Genomic DNA, 11,545 nt, shown 5'->3' on the forward strand with positions numbered 1-11,545 from the left:
GTTGTCTCACCGTCTCGAGGCTCGCCGCACGCGGCTCGCACCTCGACCATCGGGGAAGTGGGGTTCGCGACGGTCGGGTGGGGCGGGTTACTCGACCAGCGGGGAGGAGGGTGCATGACCATCGAGAGGGAAGGAGTCGACCTCTCGGGCGACGAGATCAGAAAAGGCTATCGGGCCGAACGTAATTGGCGAGATCGACGAGGAGGAAACGGTTGTCGCGGTTGTTGCGCATCTGCCGGGCGAGGGTGCGCAGTGAGCGCTCGGTACCGGCACGGAGTCCGCGCTCGGTGAAGGGAACGCCGAGAAGTGTGCTGGGTTCGCCCGACTCGTCGGGATGCTCCATGATCCACCCCATCGCGGTACCGAGGACGATCAGTTGCAAACGCGATTTCCGTGGCTCGGAGTCCGGCATCGCCTCCAGTCGTCGTGCCGCCTCCACGAGTTGACGCTTCTGTACGAGTTCGGGGGCGCGTCCGTGGACGAGGGCGAGGACGGCGGTGGCGCGAGCGGTGTTGTAGTGCCGACTGGTCGGCGGGACCTCGTCGAGCGGTTCGATGGCGGCGTCGAAATCGCCTCGGGCGACAGCCAGGCGTGCGAGACCGAAAGCGGCGGTGACGATGCTGTGGTCGGTCAACCACAGGTCGTGATAGAGCCGGTCGGCCACGTCGTACATCTCGGCGATGCGCGCATCCGGGGACTCCTCGGGCTCCTCCTCGCTCGGATGCTTCTCGTCGGTCAGCCAGCGACCGATGATCTCGGCGGTTCCCGCGGCGGCGAGTTTCGGGGCCACCTCACCTGGCATCGCCTGTAGCACCTCGGTGAATCGTTCGTGGGCGAGCTCGGGTTCGTCGTTCATGAGGGCGCAGATCCCCATGTACCAGTCCACTCGCCAGGACTCACCGTGCTGCGCGGTCACGTTCTGCAGCACCGACAGTGCGGTGTCGACGTCGTCGAGTTCGAGGTGTGCGCGGGCCTCGGCCAGATCGATCTCCAGCGACGGGTGCGCGTTGTTCGATCGTCGACCCAGTAGCGACGAGAATCCCTCGGCCCGTGCCGCATTGATGGAATCAAGGGTCTGTCGGGGATCGGACAACGCTGCCGAGTTGAGAAGTCCCGCAGCCGGGTCGGTGGGATTGACCAACGGCACGGGCAGGGCATGGGCGATGTCGACGGGGTCGTAGAACGCCGCGAGATCGGGATCGAAGAAGCCGTCCACCGGTGCCAACATGAGATCGGTGCCGAAGGTGGAGCGCTGCGGGGTGAACACAGTCGACAATGAGGGCCGCGGCACCCCGGTGTGTACCGCGACGGTCTCGCGGAGCACGTTGAGCATCTGGGTGGTCATCTCCTCGGCCGAGGAGAATCGCTCTGCCGGGTCGGTGGCCGTGGCACGTTGCAGCAGAAGATAATACGACGGATTCTCGGCGAGCACCGGGGTGGTCTCCGGGTCGGGCAGCCCGTCGAGATATCGCCCCTTCTCCATCGGCATGTCGAGGGTGAGCACCGCCAGCGTGCGGCCGATGCTGTAGATGTCGGTGACCACCTGCGGCCCGGTTTGCACGATCTCCGGAGCCTGGAAACCCGGTGTGCCGTAGAGGTGCCCGTATCCGTTGATCGCCGACACCGCACCCAGATCGATGAGCTTGACCTCGTCGCTGGAGACCATCACGTTCTCCGGTTTGACGTCGTTGTACACCAGTCCCACCGAATGCAGATAGCCGATCGCCGGTAGCACCTCGAGGATGTAGGCCATCGCCTGCTCGATCGGCATCACCGCATGCGTACCGCCGGAATCGGCTCCGGCGGAAGTGATCTGCTTGAGGGTCTGGCCACCGATGTACTCCATCACGATGTAACCGAAACGCTCGTCGTCGGCGGTGACGTGCTCGACGAAGTTGTAGATCTTGACGATGCCGGGATGATTCACCGACGCCAGGAACTGCCGCTCGGCCAACGCGACCTGTTGCGCCTCCGAATCCGAGGAATTGAGAAGGCCTTTGAGGACGACGGGACGGTCGGACACGTTGCGGTCGATCGCCAGATAGATCCATCCCAGCCCGCCGTGTGCGATGGCGCCGGCGATCTCGTACTGGCCGGCGACCACGGTCCCCGGCGCCAGGCCGGGTACGAACGAATAGCGGGCACCACAGTGGGGGCAGGTGCCGGCGAGATCTCCGGCGCCCTCGCCGTCGTTGCGACCCACCGGACGCCCACATCGCCAGCAGGTGCGCTTGCCCTCGGGGATGACCGGAAAGTCCAGAACGGCGTCGGCGGGCTCGATGTCGACGACCTTCGGCAGTTCGACCAGCCCGGTACCGAGCCGCCGATCATGGACCTGCGGACGGCGTTTGGGTACCAGGCGCCGGGTGTGGCCCACCGAGGCCAGCGCCTCGGTGGGGATGACCGGCCCCGACCGCACGACGGGATCGGTGGAGCCCGTCACCGGGGAGGTGGTCGTGCGGCCACCCGACGAGGTCATGCCCGTGTCGACGAGCGCGGCGAGATCTGCCCGCTGGGTGCCGGGATCGAGGTCGGCCGGATCGGCTCGCTGCGTACCGACGTCGAGGTCACCGAGATCGGCTCGCTGCGTACCGATATCGAGGTCGGCTGGGTCCACCCGTTGCGTGCCGACCTCGGCGTCGGTGCGGTCGTCGTGTTCGGTCATCGTCGCTCAGTCCCGATAAATCGCTTGTGGTGGACCGTAACCGGGGCCGATGTTGCTCAGCCATCGGTTGTAGATGGCATACCAGCGACCGTCGGCCACGGCCTGCGCGAGCACGCCGTTGACGAAACGCACCATGTCGTCGTGCCCCTGGGGGAGCCCGATGCCGTAGTACTCCGAACCGAACCCCGGGCCCACCATCTGCACCCATGGATCCTGTGCGGCGAGGCCGGCGAGGATCGCGTCGTCGGTGGTGACGGCGTCGACCTGACCTTGCTGCAACATCACCAGACAGTCGGCCCAGGTGACGGTCGTGATCATCTTGGCACGTGGCTGCTCGGCCTGCATCCGTCCGATCGAGGTGGCCCCGCGGGCCGAACACACCCGCTTGTCGGCCAGCCCGTCGACATCGGTGATGCCGGAGTTGCGCAGCACCAGTATGCGTTGCGAGGCAATGTAATACGGGGTCGAGAAGCTGACCGACGCCAACCGGTCACAGGTGATCGACATGGTCTTGACCACCATGTCCACCGACCCGCTGCGCAGCGCGTCTATGCGATCGTTGGAGCTGAGCACCCGGAACTCGATGCGGTTGGGGTCGCCGAAGATCGCCTGCGACACCTCGCGCGCGAGGTCGACGTCGAAACCCTGCAGGTCGCCGCTGATCGGGTCACGGAAGCTGAACGGGTTGGAGCCGATGTCGGTGCCGACGATGAGTCGCCCGCGCGCCGCGATCGCCGCCATGGTGCTGCCCGGCGGCATCTGCTTGGGCTCCGGCATCGGATCGGGCGGTCGCAGGCTGGCCGTCGCGTTGCACGCGTCGGCGTCGGGGACCGGTTCGGTGGTCGTCTCGGTTTCCGCACCCGGCGGAGTCGGGGTGATGGCCTGCGCCGCGGGCGGTGGCGAGTCGGGTGCGGTGAAGGTGACGCAACCGGTGGTGAGCAGGCCGCACGCGAGCAGCGCGGCCGCGACGACGCCACCGCGGCCGTGGACTGCCCGGCGCCTCATCGGTACTCCCGGACCCGCGGCACCAGGCCGAGAGCCAATGCCACGGCGGCGAACACGGTCAACACCAGAATCCCCGACCCGGTGTATCCGATGACCCGCTGAGCGGTGTTGATGTCGTCGCGGAACGACGTCCGGGTGGTGGTGATGGCGTCCGTGAGCGATGAATCGACCGCGGCGTAACTGCTCGCGGTGCTCTGCGGGTCCGCGCCGATGGTGAGCGTTCTGGCCTGCGCGAAGTCGCCGCGCTCGATGGCCGCGCGCGTCTGCTGATCGGACTCGCGCCACTGATCGAGGGCGGTCGTGATGGACCGCACCTGGGTGGTGGTCAACGCGCCGGCGTCAGAACTCGTCTGACCACCGAGGTCGGCGAGGATCGTGCTGATACCGGCGGTGGCGCCGGAGAAGGTCTGATCGAGATCGGACTGATCGGTGCGCTGCACCAGCGACAAGGTCTCGGCCGAACGCGCCTGCTGGGTGAGGATGCGGGCCTCGGTCAGTTGCCGCAGCGGGTCGGCGCCGTCGGTCTTCGCCGAATTGGTGGCGGCCACCGACGCCAGCCCCGACACCAACAGCCAGACCAGTCCGCCGAGAATCGCGGTCAACGCGGCGACCACCCCGATGTTGAAGCGACGGCGGGTGCGTTTGGTGAGGAACCGCGAGGTACCGATCAGCGCGAGCGCGAGGACCAGCAACCCGAAATACACCCCGTAGGGCGGGATGGTCAGGGTGCGTTGGGGATCGGCGATGGCGTCGGATCGGCGCTCGTAGAGGCGCTGCGCCGCGGGCAGGATCTGATCGTGCATCACCGCCGACGCCTGCCCGAGATAGGCGCTGCCCACCGGGTTGCCGAGCCGGTTGTTGGTGCGCGCGGTCTCGATGAGTCCGCTGTAGACGGGGATCGTCGTCGCCAGGGTCTGCAGGTCGGCGTTGACTGCGCGATCGTCGTCGTCGGTGTCCTCGCCGGGCGCCCCCGAGGTGCCTGCGGCCTTCATCAATGACGCCGACGCGGTGGCCAGCGCATTCGAATAACGGCTACGCAGATCGGGGGACTCCAGGCCACCGGAGATGAACGCCGAGTTGGCCGAGGCGTCGGCGATCGACAGCGAACTGTAGAGCACCTGTGAGGCCTCGGCGAGCGGCTCGCCCTGGTCGATCATGTTCTTCAGCGCGTTGGTGCGATCCTGCAGCACGGTCGATCCGTACCAGCCCACGCCCAGGATGGCGAGTACGAGCACCACCCCGATCATCACCAGCTTCCCGGGGGTGGTGCCCGCGTAGTGGCGCATTGTGGCCAACGGTGATTGGGTTCGGGTGCGGCCCAGCGACATCAGCTCGCGGCGGTCGGCGAGAACCTGACGGATGGGTGGCGACGACGCGTTGGGCCGGATGGTCTTGCCCGCACGGGTGAGCACCGTCCGCACGGGAGATGCCTGGCCGGTCACCACACGATCCCTTCTGGCTCGTCGGTCGTTCGTGTCGTTGTCCTCGCCCCGGCATCCCCGTCCGAAGCGACGACGTGGCCCCCTCGGGTCTATCGCCTCTTCGGTGCCGGTCTGTTTCCACCCTAACCGCGCGCACGTGACCTCGGCCTCACCACGCGGTGGTGTTTCGGCGAACCTGGCCCTGGTGGCCCCACTCACATACGGTGGAGGTCGGCGGCGAATCCCGGAGAGCCCGGATCGTCGGTCGGCGTCAGGAGTCGCGGTGCGTGGAGACGGGGACGGCTGGGTCATCGACACCGATGGGTCACGGTATTGGGGTGTCAACGGGGCGGCCGGATTACTGCTGCGCACCCTGCAACCCGACGGCCGCACACTGATATTGCTGCAACATCGCGCGGTGTGGTCGCACCAGGGCGGCACGTGGGGACTGCCCGGTGGTGCGCGCGACTCGCACGAGAGCGCCATCGACACCGCGCTGCGCGAAGCGCAGGAAGAAGCAGGTCTCGACCCCGCCGACGTCGAGGTGGTCGCCGCGCTGGTCACCCACCGCGCCAAGGGCGGCTGGACTTATACGACCGTCATCGCCGACATCGACGAACCCGTGCGGACCATCGCGAACGGCGAATCGGCGGAACTGCGCTGGGTCGATGAGGCCGACGTCGACGAGTTGCCGCTGCATCCCGCGTTCGGTGAGGCCTGGCCCGGACTGCGGGATCGGATCGCCGCGCTCGATCCGCAGAACTGAACGGCGCCCGGTCGTCTACCGGGGTAGCAGCCGGTTGGCGCCGGCGATGAGGGCGTTGACGTTGGCTTCGTCGCCGGTCGCGCCGTCGCCGTAGGCCCAGCACTGCCGGTCGTCGCGCTCGCACAACAGGAACGCCGCGAACCCGCGATCGGTCGGGCGCTGGTGCAGCGAGACGATCGACACCGGGGCGCCGAGGTCGTGCAGGATCGAGGTCATCGCGCCGACCGGTCCGGTCGCGGTGGCCGACATCGACATGATGCGGTCGGCGTAGGCCATCGTCGCGCGGCATTCGATCATGTCGGCCGGTGCGGGGGTGATCGAGAGCGAGCCGAGCCGGATCGTGCCGGTATCGGCGTACATCTCGGTGAATTCCTGCCAGGTCATGCCGTCTGCCTCCTCACGGATACCTCGGGGGAGTCGCGTCGTGAGCGGGCCGCGGGAACGCGGATTCGCGCTGCCGGGCGACTCGGTACAGGAACAGGGTGCGGGAGAAAGGTGACGGCTGTGCATCGTGGATCATCGTTTCGGTCGAAGAGAAGATGACCGACGAGAACGCGCAACGACCCCGCAGCGGGGGGTCGGTCAGATCAGACCCCGCTGCGGCGGGTTACGAGCGCGATTCGTGTGCACATGATCGGGCCACTCTAACGCCGCAGCACACCCGCGGGCAAGGGAGATCCGGGTGTCCGCGGGCCCGACGCTGCCGAAGTGATCTACGCCAGACCGGCGCGCAACTGTGCGGCCGCGGCCGCGGGGTCGTCGGCGGCGGTGATCGCGCGCACCACCACCGCGCGACGGGCACCGGCGTCGCGGACCTCGGGCAGCCGCGCGGAGTCGATGCCGCCGATGGCGAACCACGGCTTGGATACACCTGCGACCTCGCGCACCAGACCGAGCCCGGGGGCTGCGCGCCCGGGTTTGGTCGGGGTCGGCCAGCACGGACCGACGCAGAAATAGTCGACGGCTTCGTCGGCGATCGCCGCGTGGGCCTGGTCGGGATCGTGGGTGGAGACCCCGACGATCACGTCGTCGCCGACGATGCGCCGCGCCTGCTCAGGCCGCAGATCACCCTGACCGAGATGCAGGACGTCGGCGCCGGCGAGCAGCGCGATGTCGGCGCGGTCGTTGACCGACAGCAACGCCCCGTGTGCGTCGACGACGCCGCGCATCTCCGCCAGGATCGCCAACTCCTCACCGGCCTCGAGAGCCCCGAACTCCCGCTCACCGGGAGATCCCTTGTCGCGCAACTGGATGAGGTCGACACCACCGGCCAGGGCGGCGTCGACGAACTCCAGTAGATCTCCGCGTTCGCGTCGGGCGTCGGTGCACAGGTAGAGCCGCGCGGCACGCAGACGTGCCCGCCGTGGATCGTCGGTGGGGTCGCCGTCGCGCGCAATCCGGTTCTCTCGGGGCATGTCTCACAGGCTAGGGCACGGGCGTACCCGCACCCATCGCCGCGCTGTTAGGGTGGAGGACACGACACGGGAGTCCGGGGTACGCCGGGCTGAGAGTGCGGGACGCCCCCGCTGACCGTCACACCTGATCCGGATCATGCCGGCGAAGGAAGGACTGCAGAGCATGAGCACCCGAGCATGACCCCCGCCGACCGCACGGACACCGCGGGCGGCGCACGCCGCACCCTCGCCGTCGTCGGCGGCGGAATCATCGGGTTGACCTGCGCACTTGCCGCCGCCGATGCGGGCTGGCAGGTCACCGTCGTCGACGCCGGCCGAAACCGGCGCGCGGCGTGGGTGGCCGGCGGGATGCTGGGCTCCCTCGGCGAGGGCCACCCCGGTGAGGATGCGTTGCTCGCGATCTCCGAGCGGTCGGTCCGCCGATGGCCGGCGTTCATCGAGCGACTCGGCGACCCGCGGATCGCCACCGCCGCCGACTCGCTGTTCGTCGCGACGACCACCGCCGACGCGGCCTACCTGACCCAACTCGCCGACTTCGTGTGGTCGACCCGCCCGCACGCCGTGGATCGGCTCAGCCGCATCGACGCCGCCGGGGTCCGGGCACGGGAACGGGCGATCGGCGCGCGGGTGCGCGGCGGCTATCTCGCGACAGGCGAAGGGGCCGTGGACAATCGGCGACTCCTCGCCGCCCTCGAGTCCGCGTTGGTCGCGGCCGGTGGCCGGATCGGCACGGGCCGGGTGACCGATCTCGCCGACCTCGACGACGCCGATCAGATCCTGCTCGCGGCGGGCGCCGGGCTGGCCGATCTGTGGCCGGCTGCCCCGATCCATCTCGCCAAGGGGGAGGTGCTGCGGCTGCGCGCCGACCGCATGACGGTGCCACCTCCACACCATGTGATCCGGGCGCGGGTCGACGGGCGCATGGTGTATCTGGTGCCCCGTCACGACGGAATCGTGGTCGGCGCAACCCAATACGAGGGTGACATCGAGGAGTGGCGCTCCGGTGAGGTGATGCCGCAGGCCGTCGGCGTCGCCGAGTTGCTCGCCGACGCGATCGAGGTCTTTCCCGGTGCCCGCGACTATGCGCTTGTCGAGACGGCGGCGGGATTTCGCCCGTGTTCACCCAACGGATTGCCGATCATCGAACGGCTCGACGAGCGGATCGTCGTCGCCGGTGGCCACGGGCGCAACGGAATCGTGTTGGCGCCGTACACCTCCGAGGTGGTCATGGAGTTACTCGCCGCCGACGGGGCGCTCGTCGGCGTGCGCGAGGAGAGGAGTACGACATGACGATCACGGTCAACGGTGCCGACGGCCCGCTTCCTCCGGGTGGTTCGGTGCGCGACCTGTTGACATCGATGGGTTTGCCGGACAAGGGGATCGCGGTGGCCGTCGACGGCACGGTGGTCCCGCGCAGCCGATGGGACACCGTCCTCGACGACGGTGCCACCGTGGAGGTCGTGACGGCGGTGCAAGGTGGCTAGTACCACGAAGGTGGCGCCGACCGACGGTTCACCGGACACCGATGTCCTGCGGATCGCCGACCGCGAGTTCACGTCCCGACTGATCATGGGTACGGGCGGGGCGAGCACCCTCGACGTGTTGTCACGTGCACTGGTGGCCTCCGGTACCGAGCTGACGACCGTCGCGATGCGGCGGGTCGACGCCGGTAGCACGACCGGCGTCCTGGATGTGTTGCGGCGCCTGGGGATCGCGCCCCTGCCGAACACCGCGGGCAGCCGCACCGCGGCCGAGGCGGTCCTGACCGCGCAACTGGCCCGAGAGGCGTTGGAGACGTCATGGGTGAAGCTCGAGGTGGTCGCCGACGACCGCACGCTGCTCCCCGACCCCGTCGAACTGCTCGACGGCGCAGCGCAGTTGGTCGACGACGGCTTCACGGTGCTCGCCTACACCAACGACGATCCGGTGCTCGCGGCGCGACTCGAGGATCTCGGGGTCGCCGCGGTGATGCCGCTGGGTTCGCCCATCGGCACCGGGCTGGGAATCCGCAATCCGCACAACATCGAGATGATCGTGTCGGCCGCCGGGGTACCGGTGGTCCTCGACGCGGGCATCGGCACGGCCAGTGACGCCGCGTTGGCAATGGAACTCGGTTGCGACGCAGTTCTTCTGGCGTCCGCGGTGACGCGAGCCGACGATCCCGAGCGGATGGCGGCGGCGATGCGGCACGCGGTCACGGCCGGGCGATTGGCCGCCACCGCGGGCCGGATTCCCCGTCGGCGATGGGCGTTGGCCTCGTCTCCGGGGCTCTGACTTGCGCCGTTCGTCGGACGGGCCACTCGTCCGACGGTGCGGGGTCATTCGATGGCAGGCCTGTGGTAACGCACGGTGTGTAGTGTCGTCGGCATGCTGAGTGTCGAGAACCTCACCAAGGACTTCGGCAACGTCCGTGCCGTCGACAACCTGTCGTTCGAGGTCCGCCCCGGGGTGGTCACCGGCTTCCTCGGCCCGAACGGCGCCGGGAAGTCCACCACGATGCGGATGATGCTGGGACTGGACCGGCCGACGTCGGGCCGCGCCACCATCAACGGCAAGCCCTACCGCGAGCTCGACCATCCGCTGCGTCAGGTCGGCGCGCTGTTGGACGCGAAATGGGTGCACCCCAACCGAAGTGCGCGCTCGCACCTGCGGTGGCTGGCCGCGAGCAACGGGATCCCCGCAACGCGGGCCGACGAGGTGCTCGAGACCGTCGGCCTGACACAGGTGGCCCGCAAACGCGCCGGTGGCTTCTCGTTGGGTATGTCGCAGCGGCTCGGGCTGGCCGGTGCGCTGCTCGGTGATCCGCACACCCTGCTGTTCGACGAGCCGGTCAACGGGCTCGACCCGGAGGGCATCGTCTGGATTCGCAACTTCATGAAATCCCTGGCCGCCGAGGGTCGTACGGTCCTCGTGTCGAGTCACCTGCTCACCGAGATGGCACTGACCGCCGAGCGGTTGGTGGTGATCGGTCAGGGGAGATTGATCGCCGACAGCTCGGTGTCGGATTTCACCGCGTCGGCGCGCACGGTCGTACGCGTCCGTACCCCGCAACCCGAACAGCTTCACTCCGCATTGGTCTCGGCCGGACTGTCGCCGCGCCCCGAGCAGGACCCGCAGGGGCGGCCGGTGCTCGCCCTCGACGACATCACCACCGACCAGGTCGGCGACGTCGCCGCGGCCGCGGGCGTCACCGTGCACGAACTCGTCGCGCAGACCGCCTCGCTGGAGGAGGCGTTCATGGCGATGACCGCCCACGCCGTGGAGTACCACGGCGGTAACGAGCATCCGGGCGTGCCCGCGCCTGCGCCGGGTCAGCCGGGCCAGTGGGGGCCACCCGCACAATTCCCGCCCGGGCAGTATCCACCCGGGCAGTATCCACCCGACCAGTACCCACTCGGGCAGTACCCACCGCCTGGTGGTCACCAGCAGCAGGGTCCTCAGAACGGGGGACACCGATGATCGAGTTGTTGCGCGCCGAGCAGATCAAGCTCACCTCCATCCGCTCGCCCTACTGGTGCATGGGCCTCGTGGTGATCCTCAGCCTCGGCGTCACCGGACTGTTCGCGGGTCTGGCCAGCAATGTCAACGAGACCGCCGGGCCCGGCGCCGCCACATCGACCTCGGCCGGTGTCGACGGCTCCGCGCTGACCGTCGCCCTCCTCGGGCTCAACCAGTTCGCCGTCATCGTCCTGATGATCATGGCCGTCCTCGGGATCACCAGCGAATATCGGTTCTCGACGATCCGCGCGACATTTCTCGCGGTGCCCAAGCGGACCTCGGCGTTGTTGGCGAAGGCCACGGTGTACGTGTCGTTGACCTTCGTCACGATGCTGGTCCTTACCGTCATCTGTGTGGGCATCCTGGTCGCGGGCATCGGTGGCTTCGGCTTCGGCGACGCCACCGTCGTCCGGCAGATCTGGGGCGTCCCCGTCTACGCGGCGCTGTGTGTGCTGCTGTCGATGGGGGTCGGCGCGCTGGTGCGGCAGACGGCCGGCGCGATCTCGATCGTGCTGGTGTGGATGCTCGTCGTGGAGACCATCCTCGGCGCGGTGCCCAAGGTGAAGGACTGGATCGGGCCGTTCCTGCCGTTCGCCAACGGGTCCCGCTTCCTCTCCGGGGCCACCGCAGGCGATGACTATCACTGGAATTCCGGGGTCTCGCTGGTGTACTTCGCGGTGTGGGCGGTTGTGGTCTTCGTTGCCGGGGTGTGGTTGGCGAACCAACGCGACGCGTGAACCACCACGGCGCCCGCGGCCGTCGAACAGCTGAACAA

General features: G+C 68.5%; 11 protein-coding genes and 1 riboswitch. Of the genes, 6 read left to right on the forward strand and 5 right to left on the reverse strand.

The genetic code is table 11. The annotated features are described in order from the left end of the window. Window positions 1-157: 157 nt before the first annotated feature. Genes P3L18_RS27240 through P3L18_RS27250 form a run of 3 tightly spaced genes read right to left on the reverse strand, consistent with a single transcriptional unit; the run spans window position 158 to window position 5,112 of the window. Window positions 158-2,665 (reverse strand): tetratricopeptide repeat protein, encoded by a 2,508-nt coding sequence (locus P3L18_RS27240; RefSeq protein WP_079931316.1) that lies wholly within the window; start codon window positions 2,663-2,665, stop codon window positions 158-160. A 6-nt stretch (window positions 2,666-2,671) separates the two neighbouring features. Beyond that, window positions 2,672-3,670 (reverse strand): transporter substrate-binding domain-containing protein, encoded by a 999-nt coding sequence (locus tag P3L18_RS27245; RefSeq protein WP_276115885.1) that lies wholly within the window; start codon window positions 3,668-3,670, stop codon window positions 2,672-2,674. Next, complete coding sequence (locus tag P3L18_RS27250; RefSeq protein WP_043456964.1) at window positions 3,667-5,112, reverse strand: hypothetical protein; 1,446 nt, start codon at window positions 5,110-5,112, stop codon at window positions 3,667-3,669. Before P3L18_RS27250 ends, P3L18_RS27245 begins: the two co-directional genes overlap by 4 nt. A 262-nt stretch (window positions 5,113-5,374) precedes the next feature. Between P3L18_RS27250 and P3L18_RS27255 the strand changes: the two genes are divergently transcribed. Then, window positions 5,375-5,857, forward strand: a complete 483-nt coding sequence (locus P3L18_RS27255) for an NUDIX domain-containing protein (protein WP_014358686.1) — start codon at window positions 5,375-5,377, stop codon at window positions 5,855-5,857. Window positions 5,858-5,872: 15 nt separating this feature from the next. Here the strand turns inward: P3L18_RS27255 and P3L18_RS27260 are convergent, their stop codons facing one another. Further along, a complete protein-coding gene (locus P3L18_RS27260) occupies window positions 5,873-6,241 on the reverse strand; it encodes a hypothetical protein (RefSeq protein ID WP_006369486.1) in 369 nt (122 codons plus the stop codon). A gap of 329 nt (window positions 6,242-6,570) precedes the next feature. Further along, a complete protein-coding gene (thiE, locus tag P3L18_RS27265; RefSeq protein ID WP_276115886.1) occupies window positions 6,571-7,272 on the reverse strand; it encodes a thiamine phosphate synthase in 702 nt (233 codons plus the stop codon). A 56-nt stretch (window positions 7,273-7,328) separates the two neighbouring features. Then, a riboswitch (TPP riboswitch) is annotated at window positions 7,329-7,440 on the forward strand. Between the two features lie 9 nt (window positions 7,441-7,449). On the opposite strand from thiE, the gene P3L18_RS27270 reads away from it, so the two are divergent. The 5 genes from P3L18_RS27270 to P3L18_RS27290 all read left to right on the forward strand — a co-directional run bounded on the left by P3L18_RS27270 (window position 7,450) and on the right by P3L18_RS27290 (window position 11,507). Continuing rightward, on the forward strand, window positions 7,450-8,562 hold the full coding sequence (locus P3L18_RS27270) for an FAD-dependent oxidoreductase (RefSeq protein ID WP_276115887.1): 1,113 nt from the start codon (window positions 7,450-7,452) through the stop codon (window positions 8,560-8,562). Continuing rightward, window positions 8,559-8,756 carry a sulfur carrier protein ThiS gene (thiS, locus tag P3L18_RS27275; protein ID WP_276115888.1) on the forward strand — a complete coding sequence of 66 codons (198 nt, stop codon included), beginning with the start codon at window positions 8,559-8,561 and terminating at the stop codon, window positions 8,754-8,756. The genes P3L18_RS27270 and thiS overlap by 4 nt, the downstream gene beginning before the upstream one ends. A gap of 10 nt (window positions 8,757-8,766) precedes the next feature. Then, entirely contained in the window at window positions 8,767-9,546 is a 780-nt protein-coding gene (locus P3L18_RS27280; RefSeq protein WP_276115894.1) for a thiazole synthase, read from the forward strand. A gap of 93 nt (window positions 9,547-9,639) precedes the next feature. Next, a complete protein-coding gene (locus tag P3L18_RS27285) occupies window positions 9,640-10,731 on the forward strand; it encodes an ATP-binding cassette domain-containing protein (RefSeq protein ID WP_276115889.1) in 1,092 nt (363 codons plus the stop codon). Beyond that, window positions 10,728-11,507 (forward strand): ABC transporter permease, encoded by a 780-nt coding sequence (locus P3L18_RS27290; RefSeq protein ID WP_006369492.1) that lies wholly within the window; start codon window positions 10,728-10,730, stop codon window positions 11,505-11,507. Before P3L18_RS27285 ends, P3L18_RS27290 begins: the two co-directional genes overlap by 4 nt. Window positions 11,508-11,545: the final 38 nt, after the last annotated feature.

This window comes from Gordonia sp. N1V (assembly GCF_029269935.1).
Lineage (GTDB): Bacteria > Actinomycetota > Actinomycetes > Mycobacteriales > Mycobacteriaceae > Gordonia > Gordonia polyisoprenivorans.